Source organism: Frigidibacter sp. ROC022 (genome assembly GCF_024723735.1).
Classification (GTDB): Bacteria; Pseudomonadota; Alphaproteobacteria; order Rhodobacterales; family Rhodobacteraceae; genus SLM-1.
This window is the reverse complement of the sequence record NZ_JANQDU010000002.1, coordinates 216,565-236,203: the sequence shown is the minus strand read 5'-3', so window position 1 is coordinate 236,203 and position 19,639 is coordinate 216,565. Positions and strand designations below refer to the sequence as shown.

The following is a 19,639-nucleotide window of genomic DNA, read 5'->3' as shown; positions in this document are numbered from 1 at the left end:
ACAGCGGGTTATTCGACCCTGTCGATCAGTTCCAGAACCTTCGGGCCCAGCGACTGCACCACCAGGGCGACGCCCTTGGCATTCGGATGGATGCCGTCGGCCTGCATCAGCTCGGGGTCGATGCCGGGGCCGTCATCGCTGGTCAGTGCCTCGAAGAAGTCGGGATAGAGCAGGGCGCCATGCGCCGCCGCCAGGTCGGGGAAGATCGCATCGAAGGCCGCCTTGTACTCGGGGCCGTAATTCCCCGCCGAATGCAGCCCGATCAGCAGCACCGGCAGGCCGCGCGCCTCGGCACGGTCCAGGATCGCGTCGAGGTTGCTGCGGGTCAGGGCCGGGTCGATGCCGCGCAGGAAGTCGTTTCCGCCCAGACCGACGATCAGCGCCTGCACATCCGGGGTCAGGGTCCAGTCGATCCGCGCCAGCCCGCCGGCGGTGGTGTCGCCCGAGACGCCGGCATTGATCAGCCGCGTTTCGACCCCCTGCGCGTCCAGCCATGCCTGCAGCTGCGGCACCAGCCCGTCACCCTGCGGCAGGCCGTAGCCCTGCGTCAGAGAGTCGCCGAGGGCCGCGACGACCACCGGTTCTGCCTGCAAAGGCGCCGCCAGCGTCACGGAAACCGCGAATGCGGCCAGCCAACGCTTGTGCACGGCCCCTCGCGGCCCATATCGATGGAGGAACAAGGAAGGCCGCCAACGCATGACTGACGAGATCATCGCCCTCAGGGACGCCAGGCTGAGCCTCGACGGCAATGCCGGGCCGGTGGACATCCTGCGCGGCATCGACCTGAGCGTCGGGCGCGGTGAAAGTCTGGGGCTCATCGGGCCATCAGGGTCTGGCAAGTCATCGCTCCTCATGCTTCTCGGCGGGCTCGAGCGCGCCTCGTCCGGGCAGGTCCGGGTGCTGGGCCAGGACCTGACGGCACTGGGCGAAGATGCTCTGGCCCGGTTCCGCAGGGATCATATGGGGGTGGTGTTCCAATCCTTCCACCTGATTCCGACAATGACCGCGCTGGAAAATGTCGCGGTGCCGCTGGAACTGGCCGGGGCGGCGGATGCTTTCGCCCGGGCCGAGGCGGCGCTGGCCGAGGTCGGGCTGGCGGATCGGCGTGGCCATTACCCCGCGCAGATGTCGGGTGGCGAGCAGCAGCGCGTCGCCCTGGCCCGCGCCCTGGCGCCCCGGCCCGAGATATTGCTGGCCGACGAGCCGACCGGCAATCTCGACAGCGCCAACGGCGCCGCGATCGTGGAGCTTCTCTTTGCCCTGGTCGAAAAGCAGGGCGGCACGCTGGTGCTGGTGACGCATGATCCGGCGCTGGCGGCCCGCTGCGGCCGGGTGGTGCGGCTGCGCGACGGCAAGATTTCGGACGAGACCCTGGCCGGGGCGGCGGAATGAGCCTGCGGCTTGCGGCCCGTCTGGCCCGGCGCGAGCTGCGCGGCGGACTGTCCGGCTTTCGGGTCTTCATCGCCTGCCTGGCCCTGGGCGTCGCCGCGATTGCCGCGGTCGGCACGGTGCGCGGCGCGATCGACGAAGGGTTGAGCCGCGAGGGCGCGACCCTGCTGGGCGGCAGCGCCGAGATCGAGCTGACCTATCGCTATGCGACCGAGGCCGAACGCGCCTGGATGGAGTCGCAGGGCCAGGTTTCGGAAGTCGTCGATTTCCGGTCGATGGCGGTTGCCGGCGAGGGCGACAGCTCGGTGCGCGGGCTGACCCAGGTAAAGGGGGTCGATGCCGCCTATCCGCTGCTGGGCGCGGTGGAGCTGAGCCCGGCGATGCCTCTGGCGCAGGCGCTGGACGGGCAGGACGGCTTGCCCGGCGCGGTGATGGACCCTGTGCTGATCGCCCGGATGGGGCTCGAGCCCGGCGCGGTGTTCCGTCTGGGCACACAGGATTTCGTGCTGATGGCGGCGCTGACGCATGAGCCGGACAGCGCCGGCGGCTTCACCCTGGGGCCCCGAACGCTGGTGCGGACCGAAGACCTGGCGAACTCGGGCCTGCTGGCGCCGGGCACCCTGTTCGAGACCGACTACCGGCTGTTGCTGCCGCCGGAAACCGCGTTGGAGACGGTGAAACAGGCGGCCGAAACGCAGATCGAGGGCGGCGGCTATCGCTGGCGCGACGCCCGCAACGGCGAGCCCGGGCTGCAACGCTTCGTGGACCGCCTCAGCGCCTTCCTGATCCTCACCGGACTGGCCGGGCTGGCGGTCGGCGGGGTCGGCATTTCGGCGGCGGTGCGCAGTTATCTGACCGGCAAGCGGGCCACCATCGCCACGTTCAAGGTGCTGGGTGCCACGCGGCGGGTGATCTTCCTGACCTATGCCTTGCAAATCACGGTTCTGGCCGGGCTGGGCATCGGCCTGGGGCTGCTTCTGGGCGGGGTGCTGCCGGTGCTGGCCCTGCCGCTGGTCGAAGCGCGGCTGGCGGTGCCGGCCGGGTCGCCCTTCCAGCCGGCGGCGCTGGCCGAGGCGGCGCTCTATGGCGCATTGGCGGCGGCCCTGTTCACCCTCTGGCCGCTGGCGGCGACTGAGCGGATCCGGGCGGCGACGCTTTACCGCGATGCGGCGCTCGGCCGGGGCCAGATGCCGCGCCCGGCATATGTGCTGGCGACCCTGGCGCTGCTGGGGGCGCTGATCGGCGCGGCGGCGGGGCTGACCGGGGCCGCGGCGCTGACGCTCTGGGCCGCGGGGGCGCTGCTGGCTGCCTTCGGGGCGCTGCTGGCGGCGGCGCTGCTGGTGCGGGCGCTGGCCCGGCTGGCCAAGCGGTCGCGGGCGCTCAGGGGCTGGACGACGCTGCGGCTGGCACTCGGCGCGGTCGGCGGGCCGGGGGGAGAGGCGGTCTCGGTCGTCCTGTCGCTGGGGCTGGGTCTGACGGTGCTGGCGGCGGTCGGCCAGATCGACGCCAATCTGCGCGGCGCCATCGCCCGCGACCTGCCGCAGGTGGCGCCGTCGTTCTTTGTCGTCGATCTTCAGGGCGACCAGCTCGACAGTTTCAAGGCCCGGCTGGCCGCCGATCCACAGGTCGAAAAGGTCGAGACAGCGCCGATGCTGCGCGGGGTGATCACCCGGATCAATGGCCGCCCGGCGCGGGATGTCACCGATCACTGGGTGGTTCGCGGCGACCGGGGCGTGACCTATTCCGCCGAGAAGCCCGCGAACACCACGCTGACGGCCGGAGAGTGGTGGCCCGAGGACTATTCCGGCCCGCCGCTGGTCAGCTTCGCCGCCGAGGAGGCCGCCGAGATTGGCCTGAAGCTGGGCGACAGCCTGACGGTGAACATCCTGGGCCGGGATATCGACGCCACCATCGCCTCGTTCCGCGAGGTGGATTTCTCCAATGCCGGGATCGGTTTCGTCCTGTCGATGAACCCGGCTGCCCTGCAAGGCGCGCCGCACAGCCACATCGCCACGATCTATGCCGATCCCGAGGCGGACGGGCGGCTGTTGCGGGACCTCTCGGATGCCTATCCGAACATCACGCTGATCGGTGTCCGCGATGCCATTGCGCGGGTGACGGACATCCTGGGGGCGATCGCGGCGGCGGTGACGGTCGGCGCCCTGGCGACCCTGGCAACCGGGGCGATCGTGCTGATCGGCGCGGCGGCGGCGGGAGAGCGGGCGCGGGTCTTCGAGGCGGCGGTGCTGAAGACGCTGGGCGCCTCGCGCCGGGCGATCCTGACGAATTTCGCTTTGCGCTCGGTGATCCTTGGTGCCGCCGCCGGGCTGGTGGCGATTGCCGCCGGCGGGCTGTCGGGCTGGGCGGTCTGCCATTTCCTGATGGAGACCGATTACCGGTTCGAGCCCTGGTCGGCCCTGGCGATCGTCAGTGGCGGCGTGCTGGTGACGCTGCTGAGCGGTCTGGCCTTTGCGCTGCGGCCGCTGGCGACGCCGCCGGCACGGGTGCTGCGGGCGCAGGATTGAGACCGGAGGATTGCACCCCGGGGGGCGCCGGGACCGGCGGCCCGGCCTTCGGGCGGGCGGAACGGAATCGACCGTCCGGGCCCGATGCCGGGCCGGGTGCCGCCCTTGGCACGCAACGGCATCAACAAGCGGAGCCCCGACCCCGGTTTTCCCCTTGACGCGTTGCGGACCCCGGCTTAGGACGCCGGGCGATGGCGTGGTAGCTCAGCTGGTTAGAGCACGGCACTCATAATGCCGGGGTCGGCGGTTCAAGTCCGCCCCACGCTACCATCACCCCCACCTGGACATCAGGCCCGCACCGGTTCGAGAATCGAGCAGTAGTTCGCTACCGCCGCGCCACCCATGTTGAAGATGGCGCCCAGTTCGGCACCCTCGGCCTGCATCCCGCCGGCGGTTCCGGTCAGCTGCCGCGCCGCCATGACATGCATCGAGACGCCGGTGGCGCCGACCGGATGGCCCTTGGCCTTCAGCCCGCCCGACAGGTTCACCGGCAGCTTGCCACCGGCCAGCACCGTGCCGTCCTCGATGGCGCGGCGGCCCTGGCCCCGCGGCGTCAGGCCCATCGCCTCGTAGCTCAGCAGTTCGGCGATGGTGAAACAGTCATGCACCTCGGCGAAATCCAGATCATCGACGCCGATCCCGGCCTGGGCATAGGCGCGCCGGAAGGCTTCGGCCGGGCCCTCGAAGGCCAGAAGGTCGCGGCGCGACATCGGCAGGAAGTCGTTGACCTGCGCCGCGCCGCGAAACCGTACTGCCTGCGGGAAATTCCCCGACAGGCTGTCATCGACCAGGATCATCGCCGCCGCCCCGTCCGAGATCAGCGAGCAATCCGACATCCGGAGCGGCGCCGCGATGATCGGGTTCTTTTCCGAGACGGTGTTGCAGAACTCGAAGCCGAGGTCCTTCTGCAGATGCGCCAGCGGGTTCTGCATCGCATTGGCGTGGTTCTTTGCGGCGATCCGGGCCAGCGGCTCGGACACATCGCCATGCGCCTGATTGTAGCTTTGGGCAAAGCGGGCAAAGACCTGCGGGAAGGAGACGCCGGCTTCCTCGGCCTGATAGGAGGCGCCGGCCAGCGCCTCGGTCACGCCGGCGGTATCCTTGGCGGTCATCTTCTCGGCCCCGATCACCAGCGCCACCCGGGCCTGTCCGGCGCGAATCGCGTTCACCGCCTGCCAGATGGCCGCCGAGCCCGAGGCGCAGGCGTTCTCGCATCGCGTGGCGGGGGTGAAGCGCAGCGCCGGGTCCAGCGCCAGCGCCAGCGACGAGGCAAAGGCGTCGGGCACCAGGCCCGCGTTGAAATGCCCCAGCCAGATGCCGTCGATCTCGGCCGGATCGACCCCGGCATGGTCCACCGCCTCGCGGGCGGCGGCAAGAACCAAGGCTTCCAGATCGCCCTCGGCCCGACCGAATCTGGTGTGCCCCCAGCCAACGATATGCGCTTCGCTCATCGGATTCTCCCTAGACTGATTGGTCTAGCCTAGGCCGGAGCGGTCCCGGGTGCCAGATCTTTCCTTGCCTGCGCGGATCAGCCGCGCAGCGGTGCGTGTTCCAGCGCCGCGATGATCCCGCGCAGCTCGGCCAGCCCCTTCATCCGCCCGATCAGCGGATAGCCGGGCTGCGCCTTGCGGCCATGGTCGTCGAGGATGTCCTGGCCGTGGTCGGGCCGGAACGGGATCGAGGCATCGGCCCGTCCCGCCGCCCGGCGCCGCGCTTCCTCGTCCAGGGCCGCCGCCACCAGCGCGACCATGTCGGTCCCGCCTTCCAGGTGTTCGTCCTCGTAGAAGGAGGTCATCAGCTGGCCCGGCACATCCTCGCGCCGGACATTGCGCAGGTGCAGGAAATGCACCCGGTCGCCCAGCCGCCGCATCATCCCCGGCAAATCGTTGTCGGCCCGCGCGCCCAGCGAGCCCGAGCACAGGGTCACACCGTTCGAGGGCAGATCGACCGCCTCCAGCACCCGGGCGTAATCGGCCTCGGTGGACATTATCCGGGGCAGACCCAGCAACGGGAAGGGCGGATCATCGGGATGACAGCAAAGCCGCAGGCCCAGCTCCTGCGCCAGCGGCGCGACCTCCGAGAGGAAGTCGATCAGATGTCCGCGCAGCCTGTCCGGTGCCAGACCGTCATATTCGGCCAGATGCCGGCGCACCTCGTCCAAGGTCATGGTCTCGGCGGCGCCGGGCAGGCCGAAGACCAGATTGCGGGCCAGTTCGGCCTTGCGGTCGTCATTCATCGCGGCAAAGCGGCGGGCGGCCTCTTCCACCACCGCCGGCGGAAAGTCCTCGGCCGCCCCGGCGCGGCCCAGGATATGGATGTCGAAGGCCGCGAAGTCGGCCAGATCGAAGCGCATGCAGGTGGCGCCGCTGCCGACCCGCCAGGCCAGATCGGTGCGGGTCCAGTCCAGCACCGGCATGAAATTGTAGCAGATGACCTCGATCCCCGCCGCCGCGAGATTGCGCAGCGACTCGCGATAGGCGTCCAGATGCGCCCGCCAGTCACCCTTCTGCTTCTTGATCGCCTCCGAGACCGGCAGGCTCTCGACCACTTCCCAGGCGATGCCCGAGGGGCTGCCGTCGGCGCGGTGGCTGATCTGCCGTTGGCGCAGGGCGATCTCCTCGGCGGTCCAGACCTGTCCGGGCGGCAGATGGTGCAGGGCCGAGACGACGCCCTCGACTCCCGATTGCAGCATGTCCTCGACCGAGACCCGGTCCTTGGGCCCAAACCACCGCCATGTCCGTCGCATTGCCATTCCTCACCGTTGCAATCGGGCCCGGCTTAGAACCAATCCGGGCCCGGTTCAATCGCCCCGCCGCCGGCGCCGTGCCCCGGCCGCGCCCCGGCGATTGCCGGCACCCCAGGGTTTCTAACGACATTTGTCACCAGCCTCTAGCTTCCCTAAAGGCAGATGTTCTGCGATGTTCGATTCATGGAGCGGTCGGATCCTGACCGACCCGAATATAGGTATTTTGGAGGGAAGGACACCATGAGCCTGAAACGTATTTCCGCCGTTCTCGCAACGACCGCGCTGGTCGCCGCCGGCGGCATCGCGCTCGCCCAGGACAAGACCGGCGAGAACGTCACCAAGGAAGCCCCCGCCGCCGAAGGCGTCGTTGCCGATTTCTCGGTGGCGCAGAAGCTCTACCAGTGGGGCGTGGCGCATGACTCGGCGGTGGCCGTTGCGGCCGCTGCCGAAATGCTGAAGTCGATCGACGTCAAGGATGTCGACCGGGAGGTCGTCCAGGCCGCCATCGAAGGCGCCGATACCGCCGAGGAAGGCGAGGGCGCCGATGCGCCGGTCAGCCTCGAGGACATGCTGGCCAAGGCCAAGGAACTGGCCGGCGACGATGCCGAGATGCTGGGGATGATCGACGATATCGAGATGGCCAGCAGCAAGGGCCGGATCGGTGGCGCCTCGCGCACCCTGTCGCGGCTTCCGGCGGGCTACAACGACACCTACCGGGTGCCGTTCTATGGAAATTCGCTGGCCGAACTCGCGATCGTCGGTGATGGCGATGCCGATCTCGACCTGCTGGTCACCGACGAGAACGGCAACACGATCTGCTACGACACCTCGTATTCCGATCAGCTCTACTGCGCCTGGACGCCCCGTTGGGACGGCTATTTCATCATCACCGTCAAGAACATGGGTCGGGTGCGCAACAGCTACTACCTGCTGACCAACTGATCTGAGCTTCAGGTCCGGTCAGTCCCGCCGCGCCGTCTCTCCCCGGCGCGGCGGGCGATCGTTTGAAAGGTCCCGAAGAGAATGCGGAACCCGGTCGCCTGCCTTGCCCTTGTCGCCCTGCTCGCCCTGCTCGCCCTCTCGGGCCGGGTCGGGGCCGAGACGAGGGCCGAGGTGCGCGACCGGGTCTTTCTGTCGGCACAGACCGCCGCCGCATCGGCAGCCGGCCAGGCGTTGGCCCAGGCGGCGGTGCGGATCGCCGCCGGAACCGACGAACTGGCGGCGCTGCTGCGCCAGCGTCAGGATGCCGCCGATGCCCTGCAGGAGGCGGTGAACCTGCTGGGAGTGCTGTCGATCGGCACCGGCAGCCGGGCCGAATCCGAAGTCGAGCGCCTGCGCGGGGTGATCGAGGCCCGGCGCGGCGATCTGGAAAGGTTCGATGCCAGGCTGGCACGGGATTTTCCCGAGTTCCGCGAGTTGACCAATCCCAGCCCGATGAGCCTTCCCGAGGTGCAGGCCGCCCTGGCCCCGGGCGAGGCGCTGATCCTGACCCTCACCGACGACACGTTCTTCTACATCTGGGCGGTGTCGAAGACCGAGGCGGCCTGGAACCGGGTCGAGATCGACGCGGCGCAGATCGAGGGCCGGGTCAAGGTGCTGCGCGGCGCGCTGACCACCGAGGTGGACAACCGCGGCGGCATCGCATTGGGCGGCAAGACATTGCGGCGGCGCGCCACGCCGTTCAACCGGGCAGCTTCCTGGCAACTCTGGTCACAGCTCTTCGCCCCGGTGGCGCCGGTCTTTGCCGGGGCCGATCACCTGATGCTGGTGCTCGACGGGCCGCTGACCTCGCTGCCGCCGGCGGTGCTGGTCACTGCCCCGCCCGAAGGCGACGACAGCGATCCGGCGGCGCTGCGGGCGACGCCCTGGCTGGTCCGCAGCCATGCGCTGACCACCTTGCCCTCGGTCTCGGCCCTGGGGGTTCTGCGCCGGGCCAAGGCGCCGCTGCCGCGCGATCCCGGGGCCAGCCCCTTTGTCGGCTTCGGCGATCCGCTGCTGGGCTACAGGCTGGATCAGGTGGCGGCCGCCGGGGACTCCGAAGGCGCGGTCTTTACCCGTGGCGCCTACGAGGACGTGGCCCGGGTCGCCGACCTGACGCCGCTGCCCAACACGGCCGCCGAATTGCGGGCCCTGGCGCAGGCGATGGCGGCGCCGGGCGGCTCGGTGCATCTCGGCGCCGCAGCGACCGAGGCCGCGGTGAAGGCCGCCGACCTGTCGCAGGCCGACGTGATCGCCTTCGCCACCCATGGCCTGCTCGCGGACGGTCTGCCGGGGCTGAGCGAGCCGGCGCTGGTCTTCACCCCGCCCGCCGCGCCGTCGGAACTGGACGACGCCCTGCTGACCGCTTCCGAGGCGGCGCAGCTCAAGCTCTCCGCCAATCTGGTGATCCTCTCGGCCTGCAACACCGCCGGCTCCGACGGCACCCCGGGGGCCGAGGGCCTGTCCGGGCTGGCGCGGGCCTTCATTTTTGCCGGGGCGCGGGCGATCCTGGTTTCGCACTGGCCGGTGGACGACTATGCCGCCCGGGTCCTGACCACCGGGATGCTGGGCCGGATGTATGACGCCGAGCATCCGGCGCCCCGGGCCGAGGCCCTGCGGCAGGCGATGTTGGCCCTGCTGGACGATCGGTCCGAGGACCGGTTTGCCCAGCCCCGGATCTGGGCGCCCTTCGTGGTGGTGGGCGAGGGCGGCGCCGGGTTCTGAGGTCAGGCGCGCCCCCGGGGCCTTCACTGCCCCCCGCGCCGCGCCCTATTCCGCCAGGCTTTGCGCATAGTCCCAGCCGATCGCGGCTTCCCATGCGGCGCGGTTGCGGTCGCTGCCGCCGATCGCCGCCACCGCTCCGGCGGCGATCTGGTCCCGGGCCCAGGTCCGGCGCAGGTCGTTGGCCTCGGTCATCGCCCGCCAGGCGGCCGCCGCATGGCCGTTGAAATAGGCGGCAATCGCCCGGCTGAACAGGATCGAACTCTGCTGGCTGCGGCTGTCCAGCGTCTCGGCCTCGGCCAGCGCCGCCGCGGCCCGGACGAACAGCGCCTCGGCGGCGGGATAGTCGATGTCCCAGATCGTCTCGGCATAGTCCTGCAACAGTCGGGCGCGGTCCTGGGGGCCGAGCCGGGCCAGAAAGGCGGCATCCTCGACATGGCGGCGATAGACCTCTTCCGCCAGGGCGGGGTCGCCGCTCTGTTCCCACCGCAGCCCGGCATAGGCGCGGATCACCGCCACCGCAAAGCCGGGCCGGTCGCGGGCCGGGTCGAGCCCCTGATAGGCCTGCTGGGCCAATGTCGCGCCGATCGCGACATCGCCCTGGCTGGCAAAGATATTGGCCTGTTGCGCCAGCAGAAATGCCAGATGGTCGGGCGCGTGAAACGGATTGAGCCGCAGGTCTTCGCTGGCCCGGCGCAGCCAGTCGAGCGAGTCCAGCGTCCGGTCGCGCCAGTCCAGCGCATTCGAAAGCCCGATCCGCGCCGCGACCAGCATCAGGTGATGTTCCGGCAGGCCGAGGCTCAGATCATGTTCCAGCAGGGTCAGCCGCGGCACCGTGGTCTCGTTGGCGATCTCGTAGCCGACCGAGGTCAGATAGAGCATTTCGGCCAGCGACCCGGCCAGGTGCATTCCGCTGGTCCGGGCTTCGGCCTGCAACCCGTCCAGCAACGCACGCATCGCCTCGGTCTCGGCCACCGGACCGGCCGCTTCCAGCACCAGGAGCCGCGCCATCATGCCCAGCGGCCCCGGTTGCGGTCCGGCCTCGGCCTGCCAGCGCCCAAGGGCGGCCAGAACCTCGGCCTGCGGTGCCTGCGCCTGATAGGCGGCGCAAAGCTCCAGCGCCAGATAGAGCGAGCGTTCCGCATCGCTCATCAGCCCCGCCTTGGCCCCGGCCAGCGCCAGCACGCCCGGCGCCCGCGCCAGGTCGTGACCGCTGCCCCAGAGCAGGGCCAGCGCCTCCGTCAGGTCGAGGATCGGCGCCTGCGGCGACAGCGTGCCGGGGTCGATCACCGCCAGGCGGCGGGCCTGTGCCAGGGCCTCCATTGCGCCGTCATATGTGCCGCTAAGCCCCAGCAGCATCGCCCGGTTCAGCTCGGACAGCGCATTGTCGCCGGTCGCGGCGCGGGCCTCGTCCTGCGCCAGTTCCAGTGCCACGAAATCGCCTTGCAGGAACATCCGCAGCGTGTCCGAGGCATCGGCCCGGGCGCTGTAGTCCAGCCCCTGCACCACGCCCAGTTCCCCGGCAAAGGAAAAGGCCAGAATGTCCTCGGCGCTCCGGTCGATCCGGTCGCGCATCTCGCGGACCTGCTTGTGACTGGCCGGATACATCTTGCGCAGCTCGGCATAGGCTTCGCGGTAATAGCGCTGCGCAACGGCCGGTTCGCCCAGCACCTCGGAGAATTCTCCGAGATTGCCCAGATAGACCGCCGCGAAGAAGGGCCCGGCGCCGCGCTCTTTCAGCGCCGCCAGTTCGGATTGCAGAAGCCGCCGCGCCGCCTCGGGATCGCCGAGGATACGGGTCTCCATCGCTAGTCGCTGGACGTTCCAGTAATAGGCCGAGTCATAGGCCCCGGCCTCGGTCAGCGTCCTGTGCACCTGCCGGAACAACTCCAGCGCCTCTTCGTCGCGATAGGCGTTGGACAGCAGCAGGCCGAGGTAGCTGCGGTAGCGGGCCAGTTCCAGCGGGTCGAAGCCGGGGCTGTCCTCGAGCGCCTCGACCAGCCCGGCCATCTGCCGCGCCAGCCGGTCCGGGTCCGCACCGGCGCGGCGCAGGGCCAGGACCCCTTCGTAGACCACCGCGGCGACCTGCGCGATGGTCACCGTGCTGCCTTCCAGATCGAAGAGGTGGTTGCGGATTTCGGCGGCATCCGGCGCCTTCAGGTCCGACAGGACCCGCGCCAGGTAATAGGTCGCCAGTTCGTGCAGCCCGGCCATTTCGGGGCGGTCCCGCGTCTCGCCGAACGCAGAGCGCAGAAGCGGCTCGGCCTCGACCCGCCGCTCGATCTCGTAGAGGGCCGCACCCTGATAGAGCAGCGCCTCGATCCGGTAGGGATGCGTGCCCAGCCCCGCCGTTTCGAGCGCCGAGGCGACCGAGGCGGCATAGCGGACCATCTGCCGCCAGTCCCCGGTCCGCCGGTAGAACCGGGCAAAGGCGAGGTTGGGATAGAATTTCACCAGCGGGTCGGAATAGGTGAAGAGGAAGGTCGCGTCATTGGCCTCGCGCAGCTTCGCCTCGGCGCCGGGAAGGTCGCCCGCGGCCAGCAGCGCCTCGCCCTCGGCCACCAGGGCCAGAACCTGTTCCGGAGATGGCCGCCCGGCCTCGGACGGGGGCGCGGCCGCCGGGGCCGGCGCGTTCATGCCCTGATCCTGTGCCCGGACCGGCGACGCCGGGCCGATCGTCAGACCCAGGGCAAGCAGGACTGCCAGCAGCCCTGTCGTGCCAGAGGGGCCGGGCATGATGCCCGGCCCCGCCGTGGTTGGTTCGGTGGCCGCAGCCACCCGGTCAGTTCCCGTTGATCGTGGCCTCGAGCCAGGGCACGAATTTCGAGATCTTGGTATAGGCCGAGAACGGCGCGTCCTCGGCGCAGGTCGAGGTGGCCGAGGCCGACAGCCCCCAGCTCACGACGCCGGCCTGGATGTAGGTTCCGTCTTCCAGCGGCACCACCAGAGGCCCGCCCGAGTCACCCTGGCACGAGGTCTTGCCGCCCTCGAAACTGCCCGAGCAGATCATGTTCTCGGTCAGCGGCAGCGGCGCCCTTTCGACCAGCGCACCCCAGGCGGCGTCGGTGTCCTCTTCCGACAGGTTGAAGGTCTCGGCGGCATGGGTGAAGGCGGCAGCCGCCTCGTTGGCGCGGGCTTCCATGATCGCGCCGTTGCAGAGATCGCGGGCCATGACCTGGATTTCGGTCTGATACATGTCGGCCGGATGGCCGCCGCCGTTCACCAGACCCCAGCCGGTGACGATCGTCGGAACGCCGGGCTGGTCCAGAACCTCGCCGAAGTCCGGCTCGGGCACGGTGATGGTCTGATAGGCGACCTTCGGGGCGCGGGCGAGCTTGATCAGCGCGATGTCGTTGTCGAACTCGGTGCCGACATAGTCGGGATGCCGGAAGATGGCGGCCACCGGGATCAGGTCACCCTGGCCGGGCGCCAGATGGTTGGTGCCGGCAAGGACCATGATCCGGTCTGCCGGAATGTCGCGATAGACGCCCTGCGGGTCGGCCATGTGGACGCAATGCGCGGCGGTCAGCACCCAGGTGTCGAGCACCAGCGAGCCACCGCAGAACTGCGCGTCCGGCCCGACCGGCGCCCCGGCGACCATCAGGCCGACCTGCCAGGGCCAGGCGCCTTCCTCGGCCAGCTGGCCACCGATCACCTTGCCGCCGCCGGACTTGGCCGCCTCTTCCTCCATCTTCAGGTAGCCGTCCTTCTCGCCGCTCGCGGCATAGTCGAAGGGCGATTTCGATTCTGCCTTGATATCGGTCGAACTGCCGTCCTGCGCCAGGGCGACACCTGCCAGCCCGGCACAGATCGCCGCAACCAGCGGCAGATGCTTCAGTTTGAAATTCATTCCCGTTCTCCTTCAAAACCCACGTTAGTCGGCGGTCAGAACCACTCTGATCCGTGTTACCTTCACCGGGTCGGGCTTGGCGCCCGGACCCACGGCACGGCTTTGCCCTTCCGGGTCCGCTGCAGCCAGAAGCCAGTCTTCGGTGGCCGATCCGGGCGCTGCACCAACCTCGCGCATCTGCCCGGCATCTGCCAGCCCGGTGAGCACCGTGCGCGGCGCCCCGTCGCGGGCCGGAACCGCGATGACGATGATCTGCTCGACCCCGCCCGGCAGCCCGGCCGCCTCGATCTGCAGGCCGACATCCACCGTCTCGCCAAAGGCGACCCGGTTCGACAGCCCGTCCTGCGGCCAGATCGGCACCACATGCATGTCCCGATCGACATAGAGCACCGTCACGTCCTGCGCGGTGCGCGAATTGTTCTTCAGCGCCAGCCAGACCTGGTCGCAATCGCTGACCGCGCCGCGGTCCTTCAGCTTCATCGACAGGCCGTCCGGTTCGCCGCATTCGGCGCCGTCCTTGGCCGCTTCCAGCCGCTCGGCCTCGACCTTCAGCCCGGTGCCCGGAAGGCTCAGGCCGCGCTTCCTGCCCTCGGCGGCCGAGAGCGCCGCCTGCAACCGCTCCAGCCGCACCGCGCGGTCGAGAAAGCCCAGGATCACGTCCTGACCGTCCGTCACCTTGATCCGGGGCGAACTGCCCGGCCCTTCCGGGTCCAGCACGCCATCGCGGCCGACGATGGCGATCTCGCCATCGACCAGCACCAGCCGCATGTCATAATCGTCCTCGGTCCAGACCAGCCCGTCGACAAGGTCGGCGTCCTTGATATGCGCCACCATCGCCAGGGCCTCGGAATAATCGCCGTCATCGGCCGCCACCGGAGGCGCCAGCCGCAGCGGCGCCGGTCGGCCCGGGGCCCGCAGCTCGGCATAGGCGGTGGCGGGAAGGGCGCCGTCGAAGTCGAGCGCCGCCTCGGCGGCCTGCACGTCCTTCAGGGTCGCGATGCCCAGCGAGGCGCCGCCCGCCGCCGCGTCGAAGATTTCGACCGTGGCGCCCTCGGCCAGGCCGGACAGCATTCCGGCCATCAGGCGCCCGCCCTCGATCCGCATCCGGCCCTCGGTCGCGCCGGCCGCGCCAAAGACCGGCCGGTCGAGCGCCCCTTCACCATCCGGGGTCTGGCTGGCCAGTTCCTGCTTCAGCCCGTCCGCCGCCGCCGCCAGCGCCTGCGCCCAGGTCAGATCGGGCACCGAGGTCAGAACCGCGGTCAGGTTGCGGGTGAAATCGCCATACCAGTTGGCCGGATCGTCCTTGTCACCGATGGGGTATTCAAAGCTGCGCTCGTCGGATTGCGACGAGTAGAGAAAGACGAAATCCCCGACCAGCGGCGGCGCGATATGGCCGCCATCGCTGCCGGCGCCGTCCTCGGGGATGCCCAGCGACTGCGGCGAGACATAGCGGGCCTCGCCCAGGCCGCCGACCGCCCGGAAGCCGGTGGCGGAATGGCAGGCGTCGAGGATCGCCACCAACTCGGCGCCGGTATCGAGGATCGCCTGCATCTTCACCTGCAACTCGTCATCGACGATGGCGTTCTCGACCGCGCCGATCGCACCGCGCCAGCCGGTGCTGTCCGAGGGCAGCAAAATCTCGTCATAGCCGCCGGCCTCGTCGCCGTTCTGGTCGGGCGCCTGCGAGCCATGGCCGGAGTAGTAGAAGATCACCGTGTCGCCAGGCCCGGCCTTGGCGGCCAGATCGTCCAGCGCGGCAAGGATCGCGGCGCGGGTCGGGTCGGCGGCGGGGGCCAGACCCTGCGCCAGCCTGGCACCCGGAGTCGTCAGCACCCGGATCAGCGCCGGATCGGCGCCGCGCGCCAGCAGCGCATCGGCCAGCAGGCCGACATCGTTCTGCGGCCCTTTCAGATCGGCATCCAGGCTGTGATAATCCGAAACCCCGACCAGCAGGGCCCGCACCTCGGCCAGGGCCGGGCTTGCGGCGCCAAGGGCCAGCGGCAAGACGGTAGACAGGAGGCGGTTGCGGAATCTCATGTCCGTCAACCTACCCGCTGGATCAAACCAATCAAGGAAAGTCGTTTACCTAACAGAACTTGTCATCCAGGGCCCCCCGGCGGGGAACAAGGGCTCAGGCCGGGGACTCCGGCCCCGGGGCAGCGGCGGCGGGCGGCGCCAGCTTGGGCCAGGCGGTCTCCACCGCGAAACCCTTCTCGACCGGCAGCAGCCGCAGCCGGGCGCCGTGCCTTGTGGCGATCGCCTGCACCAGCGCCAGCCCCAGCCCGTGCCCCTTGGTCGTGCGATCCCGCTCGGCCCGGACAAAACGCTCGAATGCCTCGTCGCGGATTTCCGCCGGCAGGCCGGGGCCGGTATCGGTGACGCTCAGCAGGTGGCGGTCGGGGCCCTCGGTCAGCGAGAGGGTGACGGATTCGCCCTCGGGCGTGAACTTGATCGCATTGTCGAGCAGGTTGGACAGCAGCTGGGCGATCAGATTGCGGTCGCCGAGAACCCAGAGACCGGGGTCGATATGTATAGACATATTCAGTCCCTTGTCCTCGCCCAGAGGCTCGTAGAGCTCGAACACCTCGGCGGCGCATTGCGAGAGATCGACCGGCACGACCCCGGCGGCCGAACCGGACTGCGCCTCGGCCGAGGAGATGTCCAGCAGGCTGTCGAAAATCCGGATCGTGCCGCGCATCTCGGACTGTATGGCGGCAATCTCGGCATCCTGCCCCTTCAGGTTCTGCAGCTTCTGCATCATCCGGTTCAGCGGGGTGCGCAGCTCATGCGCGATGGAATCGGACAGCCGGTGGGTGGCGCGGTTCAGGGTCTCGATCCGGTCCAGCATCTGGTGGACATGGCCTTCCAGAGCGCCGAACTCGTCATGGCTGCGGGGGCCGGGCAGGCGGGCCGCCAGATCTCCTGCCGCGACCCTGTCGGCCAGACCGTTCAGCCGCTCGATCCGGCGCAGTACCAGCCGCGCCACCACCCAGCCGGCAGCCAGCGCGGCCAGAACCATGAAGGCGGCAACCACCCAGATCATCTGCCGCAGATCGGCCAGGGTGCGATCGACCTCGCCGGTGCCGCGCGCCACCAGCAGCGGGAAGCCGCCCGGCAGCATCCGGGTCACGCCCTGATAGGAGGTCAGGGTCTCGCCAAGGATGACGTTGAACTGGCGCAGGCCGGTGATCGAGAAGTCGTCGCTGGCCAGCGCCGGCAGGCCCTCGGGCCAGGTCTCGATATTCCCGGCCAGTTTCTCGCCGGCCTTGTCCTGCAACAGGAAGATCGCCTCGAACGGATCGGTGCCGGCGCGGAATTCCATCGCCTGGCGCAGGGCCGGGATACGGCGCTGTTCGTAGAGCGCCGCGAAGGCGTCCATGTCGCTTTGCAGAAGCTCGATCTGCCGGGCCGTCAGGCTGCGTTCGGTCAGCCGATACTGCGCCACCATGGCCGCCAGCGAAATCACGATGATCCCCGCCGCCACCGCCAGCGTCAGCCGCAGCGAGGCGGGGCCGGGGCGTGGCAGCATCAGCTCTCGACGCCCGTCGGGGCCGGGGCGGTCGGCGCGAAGACATAGCCTTCGCCGCGCGCGGTCTGGATGATCGGGCGCCCGGCGGCGGCTTCGAGTTTCCGCCGCAACCGCCCGACATGGACATCGACGACATTGGTCTGCGGGTCGAAATGCAGGTTCCAGACATTTTCCAGCAGCTGCATCCGCGTCACCGTCTGCCCGGCGTTCTGGGCAAAATAGGTGATCAGCTCGAATTCCTTCGGGCTCACCGCGACATGGTTGGTGCCGATATGCACGGTCCGCGCCTTCATCCGGATCTGCACGTCGCCGAAGGTGATCAGGTCGTTGTCGAGCACCTCCATGGTTCGCCGCCGCAGCAGCGCCCGCAACCGTGCCTTCAGCTCGTCCGGTTCGAAAGGCTTGGCCAGATAGTCGTCGGCGCCGCGGTCGAGACCCTCGATCTTGTTCGCCGCCCGACCCAGGGCCGAGACCACCAGGATCAGCGCGTTCGAGCCCTTGGCCCGGATCCGGGGAATGGTGTCGATCCCGTCGCCGCCGGGCAGGGTGCGGTCGAGCACGATGACCGCGAAATCGGCCAGGCCCGCCGCTTCCAGCCCGGCATCGAAACTGCGCATCACGATCGGCTCGGCATCCAGCTCGGCCACGGTCCGGGAAATTGCGGCGGCGGTTTCGGAATCATCTTCGACAATCAAAATGCGTGTATCTGTCATAACCCTACCCTTGCGTCACAACTTCAGAAAAGAACCACCGCCGGGTCAAGAACATTCGCCCCGCCGACCGGCCGCGCGCCGCGCCCCTTGCCCCAGGGATCGACGATGACATGCAGGGTCTCGCCTTCGCGGCGCTCGATCAGCAGCACCAGCGGCCCGGTGACCTCCAGCGTCGCCAGATCGACCTCGGCCACCGGCTTGCCGTTGATCGTCAGGATGATGTCGCCCTCGACCAGGCCGGCAAAGCCCGCCGGGCTGGCCGGGTTCAGCCCGGTGACCCGGCCGTCGCTGCCGCAGGCGATGCCGAGACCGGCGAAACTGTAGCTGGCGACCTTGCCGGGCGCGGCGCCGGCCGACATCTTGGCCAGGATGGACCCCGTCGGTTTCAGGTCCAGCACCACCCGCACCCGGAAGCCCTGCCGCAGCACCGTCAGCTCGGGGAAATCGCCGATCCGCGCCTCGATCCGGAATGCCAGGTCGCCGGGCGCATGCAGCACCCCGGCGCCGAAGGCCAGGATCACGTCGCCCGGTTCCAGCCCGCCGCGATCCGCGATGCTGCCCGGTTTCACGGCGTCGATGAGCAATCCGCGCTCGGCCTCGATCCCCAGGGCCGCCGCGATCTTGCGCGACACCGGCCGCAGCCGCAGCCCGAGGTCCGGCACCGGCTTCAGCGAGCCGTCGGCCAGTACCGGCACCAGCCGCTCGATATCGACCGAGGACATCGCATAGGCGATCCCGGCGAACAGCCGCGAGCCGTCGGCGATCTGGCTGTTCATCCCGACCAGCCGGCCCTCGGCATCGACCAGCGGGCCGCCGGAGGAGCCCGGGTTCACCGCCGCGTCATGCTGCACATAGCGGATCGGCATCGCCTCTTCGATCTGCCGCCCGGTGGCCGAGATCATGCCCTGCGTCGCGGTGAATTCGGCGCCCAGCGGGGCGCCCAGGGCAAAGACCGGCTCTCCCACATCGGGAAGGTAGTCGGCCGGCAGCAGGCCCTTGCCCAGCACCGCGTCGGGCACCGCGATCAGCGCGATGTCGCGGCCCTTGTCGCGGGCCACCACACGGGCCGACAGCCGCTGCCCGTCGCGGGTCCGCAGCTCGACCGTGGTGGCATCGCCGACCACATGCTGGTTGGTGACCGCCAGCTGTCCGTCGCCCCAGAGGAAGGCCGACCCCAGGAAGGCTTCGTCGAGGTCATCCGAATAGACGACCAGCACCGCGTCCATCGCCTTGTCCAGCGCCGTTGCGCGGGCCGGACCGGCGAAATGCATCAGCGCGGCAAGCACCAGCGCGATCATGGGAATCAGCCGTGTCGGGCTGGTGGGGCGCCAGCGGCGGGGCTGGGCTGCGCGGGATGGGGTTGCCTGATAGGTCACGGTCATGATCTCCAATCTCTGGTTGAACCCTTGGTAACGCAGGGGTTTCCACGAGGCACATGACAAGTCCCGTCACAAAGGGGCGGCATCGGCTTTTTCGTTTGAATGCGGATGATCCGGCCAAGCATAGTGACGGCAGATTTGCATTGGAGACGACCGACATGTTTCTTGATCCTCTTTCCCGCAGCGCGACGGCGCTGGTGCTGAGCCTGGCCCTGGCGCTTCCTGCGGCGGCCGGGGATGGCAGCCTCCGGCAGCTCGACCTCTCGGCCCAGCTCTATGCCCGCGGCATCGCCGACGGCGATCCGCTGCTGGTTCTGGCGGCGGCGAAACTGCGCAAGGGCCTGTCCTTTACCCCGGCGCCGCGCGATACCAAGACGCCCGCCGCCGATGCCGCCGCCCCGGCGCCGATCACCTGGGACGAGATGCTGGACAGCGCCCGCGAACTGGCCGCCGGCGACCCGGCGCTGCTGGGGCTGATCGAGGACGTGGCGGCGGAGAGCGCGAAGGGCGTGACCACCGGCCAGGTCTACTCGATCTCGCGGATCGACGATGGCGGCGAGGATGTCTATGACAACCTGCCCTTCGCGGCAGGGGAATATGCCGAGGTCTATGTCGAAAGCGCAGACGGCAGCGATCTGAACCTCTATGTCTATGACGCGGCGGGGCGGCTGGTCTGTTCGGATACCGATATTTCGGCGATCTCCTATTGCGGCTGGCGCCCGTCCGAAGGTGGGGCCTTTACCATTCGGGTCGAGAACCGTGGCCAGGGTGATGCTGGCTATTCGTTGATGACGAATTGAGGAAACCG

Annotated in this window: 14 protein-coding genes and 1 tRNA gene; 6 read left to right on the top strand and 9 right to left on the bottom strand. The window is 69.4% G+C overall.

Features of this window, described 5'->3' with window-relative positions:
- Positions 1–8: 8 nt before the first annotated feature.
- Positions 9–698 carry an arylesterase gene (locus tag NUW50_RS07825; RefSeq protein WP_443135095.1) on the bottom strand — a complete coding sequence of 230 codons (690 nt, stop codon included), beginning with the start codon at positions 696–698 and terminating at the stop codon, positions 9–11.
- On the opposite strand from NUW50_RS07825, the gene NUW50_RS07820 reads away from it, so the two are divergent.
- The 3 genes from NUW50_RS07820 (at position 697) to NUW50_RS07810 (ending at position 4,184) form a co-directional block, all read left to right on the top strand.
- The gene (locus NUW50_RS07820) at positions 697–1,392 is read left to right on the top strand and encodes an ABC transporter ATP-binding protein (protein WP_258288544.1); all 696 of its coding nucleotides are present in this window, start codon (positions 697–699) and stop codon (positions 1,390–1,392) included. The genes NUW50_RS07825 and NUW50_RS07820 overlap by 2 nt on opposite strands.
- A complete protein-coding gene (locus NUW50_RS07815; RefSeq protein WP_258288543.1) occupies positions 1,389–3,914 on the top strand; it encodes an ABC transporter permease in 2,526 nt (841 codons plus the stop codon). Before NUW50_RS07820 ends, NUW50_RS07815 begins: the two co-directional genes overlap by 4 nt.
- Before the next feature lie 193 nt (positions 3,915–4,107).
- A tRNA-Met gene (locus tag NUW50_RS07810) sits at positions 4,108–4,184 on the top strand.
- A 17-nt stretch (positions 4,185–4,201) separates the two neighbouring features.
- Here NUW50_RS07810 and NUW50_RS07805 read toward each other — a convergent pair.
- A complete protein-coding gene (locus NUW50_RS07805; protein ID WP_258288542.1) occupies positions 4,202–5,365 on the bottom strand; it encodes an acetyl-CoA acetyltransferase in 1,164 nt (387 codons plus the stop codon).
- 77 nt (positions 5,366–5,442) lie between these two features.
- Positions 5,443–6,660, bottom strand: a complete 1,218-nt coding sequence (gene uxuA / locus NUW50_RS07800; RefSeq protein WP_258288541.1) for a mannonate dehydratase — start codon at positions 6,658–6,660, stop codon at positions 5,443–5,445.
- A gap of 240 nt (positions 6,661–6,900) precedes the next feature.
- Here uxuA and NUW50_RS07795 point away from each other — a divergent pair, with 240 nt between their 5' ends.
- Together NUW50_RS07795 and NUW50_RS07790 are read left to right on the top strand one after the other, a co-directional pair.
- Positions 6,901–7,602 carry a hypothetical protein gene (locus NUW50_RS07795; protein ID WP_258288540.1) on the top strand — a complete coding sequence of 234 codons (702 nt, stop codon included), beginning with the start codon at positions 6,901–6,903 and terminating at the stop codon, positions 7,600–7,602.
- Positions 7,603–7,683: 81 nt separating this feature from the next.
- Positions 7,684–9,363, top strand: a complete 1,680-nt coding sequence (locus NUW50_RS07790; RefSeq protein WP_258288539.1) for a CHAT domain-containing protein — start codon at positions 7,684–7,686, stop codon at positions 9,361–9,363.
- A 45-nt stretch (positions 9,364–9,408) separates the two neighbouring features.
- Here NUW50_RS07790 and NUW50_RS07785 read toward each other — a convergent pair whose 3' ends face one another.
- From NUW50_RS07785 to NUW50_RS07760, 6 genes are all read right to left on the bottom strand, one after another.
- The gene (locus tag NUW50_RS07785) at positions 9,409–12,138 is read right to left on the bottom strand and encodes a hypothetical protein (protein WP_258288538.1); all 2,730 of its coding nucleotides are present in this window, start codon (positions 12,136–12,138) and stop codon (positions 9,409–9,411) included.
- A 4-nt stretch (positions 12,139–12,142) separates the two neighbouring features.
- Positions 12,143–13,210, bottom strand: a complete 1,068-nt coding sequence (locus NUW50_RS07780; protein ID WP_258288537.1) for a serine protease — start codon at positions 13,208–13,210, stop codon at positions 12,143–12,145.
- Positions 13,211–13,234: 24 nt separating this feature from the next.
- The gene (locus NUW50_RS07775) at positions 13,235–15,247 is read right to left on the bottom strand and encodes a caspase family protein (protein ID WP_258288536.1); all 2,013 of its coding nucleotides are present in this window, start codon (positions 15,245–15,247) and stop codon (positions 13,235–13,237) included.
- 94 nt (positions 15,248–15,341) lie between these two features.
- On the bottom strand, positions 15,342–16,739 hold the full coding sequence (locus NUW50_RS07770) for a sensor histidine kinase (protein ID WP_258288535.1): 1,398 nt from the start codon (positions 16,737–16,739) through the stop codon (positions 15,342–15,344).
- On the bottom strand, positions 16,739–17,452 hold the full coding sequence (locus NUW50_RS07765) for a response regulator transcription factor (protein WP_258288534.1): 714 nt from the start codon (positions 17,450–17,452) through the stop codon (positions 16,739–16,741). Before NUW50_RS07765 ends, NUW50_RS07770 begins: the two co-directional genes overlap by 1 nt.
- Positions 17,453–17,475: 23 nt before the next feature.
- Positions 17,476–18,834 carry a trypsin-like peptidase domain-containing protein gene (locus NUW50_RS07760; protein WP_258288533.1) on the bottom strand — a complete coding sequence of 453 codons (1,359 nt, stop codon included), beginning with the start codon at positions 18,832–18,834 and terminating at the stop codon, positions 17,476–17,478.
- 155 nt (positions 18,835–18,989) lie between these two features.
- Between NUW50_RS07760 and NUW50_RS07755 the strand changes: the two genes are divergently transcribed.
- Positions 18,990–19,631 (top strand): hypothetical protein, encoded by a 642-nt coding sequence (locus NUW50_RS07755; RefSeq protein WP_258288532.1) that lies wholly within the window; start codon positions 18,990–18,992, stop codon positions 19,629–19,631.
- Positions 19,632–19,639 lie beyond the last annotated feature (8 nt).

Excerpts from the sequence above, each read along its gene's own strand:
- NUW50_RS07760 (WP_258288533.1), bottom strand. The coding sequence starts at position 18,834 with ATGACCGTGACCTATCAGGCAACCCCATCCCGCGCAGCCCAGCCCCGC.
- NUW50_RS07815 (WP_258288543.1), top strand. The coding sequence starts at position 1,389 with ATGAGCCTGCGGCTTGCGGCCCGTCTGGCCCGGCGCGAGCTGCGCGGC.
- NUW50_RS07770 (WP_258288535.1), bottom strand. The coding sequence starts at position 16,739 with ATGCTGCCACGCCCCGGCCCCGCCTCGCTGCGGCTGACGCTGGCGGTG.
- uxuA (WP_258288541.1), bottom strand. The coding sequence starts at position 6,660 with ATGCGACGGACATGGCGGTGGTTTGGGCCCAAGGACCGGGTCTCGGTC.
- NUW50_RS07765 (WP_258288534.1), bottom strand. The coding sequence starts at position 17,452 with ATGACAGATACACGCATTTTGATTGTCGAAGATGATTCCGAAACCGCC.
- NUW50_RS07820 (WP_258288544.1), top strand. The coding sequence starts at position 697 with ATGACTGACGAGATCATCGCCCTCAGGGACGCCAGGCTGAGCCTCGAC.
- NUW50_RS07790 (WP_258288539.1), top strand. The coding sequence starts at position 7,684 with ATGCGGAACCCGGTCGCCTGCCTTGCCCTTGTCGCCCTGCTCGCCCTG.
- NUW50_RS07775 (WP_258288536.1), bottom strand. The coding sequence starts at position 15,247 with ATGAGATTCCGCAACCGCCTCCTGTCTACCGTCTTGCCGCTGGCCCTT.
- NUW50_RS07755 (WP_258288532.1), top strand. The coding sequence starts at position 18,990 with ATGTTTCTTGATCCTCTTTCCCGCAGCGCGACGGCGCTGGTGCTGAGC.
- NUW50_RS07805 (WP_258288542.1), bottom strand. The coding sequence starts at position 5,365 with ATGAGCGAAGCGCATATCGTTGGCTGGGGGCACACCAGATTCGGTCGG.
- NUW50_RS07795 (WP_258288540.1), top strand. The coding sequence starts at position 6,901 with ATGAGCCTGAAACGTATTTCCGCCGTTCTCGCAACGACCGCGCTGGTC.
- NUW50_RS07825 (WP_443135095.1), bottom strand. The coding sequence starts at position 698 with ATGCGTTGGCGGCCTTCCTTGTTCCTCCATCGATATGGGCCGCGAGGG.
- NUW50_RS07780 (WP_258288537.1), bottom strand. The coding sequence starts at position 13,210 with ATGAATTTCAAACTGAAGCATCTGCCGCTGGTTGCGGCGATCTGTGCC.